The following is a 1,071-nucleotide window of genomic DNA, read 5'->3' on the forward strand; positions in this document are numbered from 1 at the left end:
CCGGCAGCTGATTTTACCGCTTCTTCAACAGCGGTGAAAACGGGAGGAAGTGCAACTTTTACCGATACCTCGACCAATGTCCCGGTTTCCTGGTCCTGGAAAATAAGCAGGGGCGGTGTGGTAAAATTCACCTCTGAGCTGCAAAACCCAAGTTTTACCTTCACCGAAGCGGGACTCTATAGCGTTGCCCTTACCGCGACAAACAAGGCAGGGAACCATACTAAAACAGTGGCTGATATGATTGCTGTAGGTCTTCCAGTGGCTGATTTTTCGGCAGGGTCTGTTTCTGTTAAAACCGGTGAGAGTATTCTCTTTAGCGATACTTCAAAAAATGATCCTGTTTCCTGGTTGTGGAAAATCAACAAGGGAGGAGTTGAGAAATTCACTTCAACAGAGCAAAACCCAAGTTTTACATTCGCAGAACAGGGATTGTATAGTGTTGTCCTTACGGTGGGCAATGCTTTTGGCAGCCATACCAAAACAGTTTCCGATATGATTGCTGTAGGTATTATTGTGGCTGATTTTACGGCAGGGTCCACTTCTGTTAAAACAGGCGATACTGTAATTTTTACCGATGCATCAAAGGGTGTTCCTGTTTCCTGGTTGTGGAAAATTAACAAGGAAGGAGTTGAGAAATTCACTTCAACAGAGCAAAACCCTAGTTTTGCCTTTACAGAACAAGGACTTTATAGTGTTGTCCTTACGGTGGGCAATGCTTTTGGCAGCCATACCAAAACAGTTGCCGATATGATTAGGGTAACAACATTACCGGTGGCTGATTTTACGGCTTCTTCAACAGCGGTGAAAACAGGAGGTACTGTAACTTTTAGCGATACTTCGGGTAATGCACCGACTTCCTGGTTGTGGACAATCAGCAGGGAGGGAGTTGAGAAATTTAGTTCAATAGAGCAAAATCCAGGTTTTACCTTCACAGAACCGGGCATATACAGTGTTGCCCTTAGGGTGACAAACGATGCTGGGAACCATACCAAAACAGTTGCCGATATGATTACTGTAGGTTTTCCGGTCTCAAATTTCACGGCTTCTTCAACAGCGGTGAAAACAGGAGAT

1 protein-coding gene is annotated in these 1,071 nt (G+C 44.7%); it reads left to right on the plus strand.

Annotated features, from left to right (window positions below):
• On the plus strand, positions 1 to 1,071 hold a 1,071-nt coding region (locus AC6CH4_RS25875), incomplete at both ends, for a PKD domain-containing protein (protein WP_498108203.1).

It is taken from the genome of Flavobacterium sp. GQ95 (assembly GCF_059758655.1).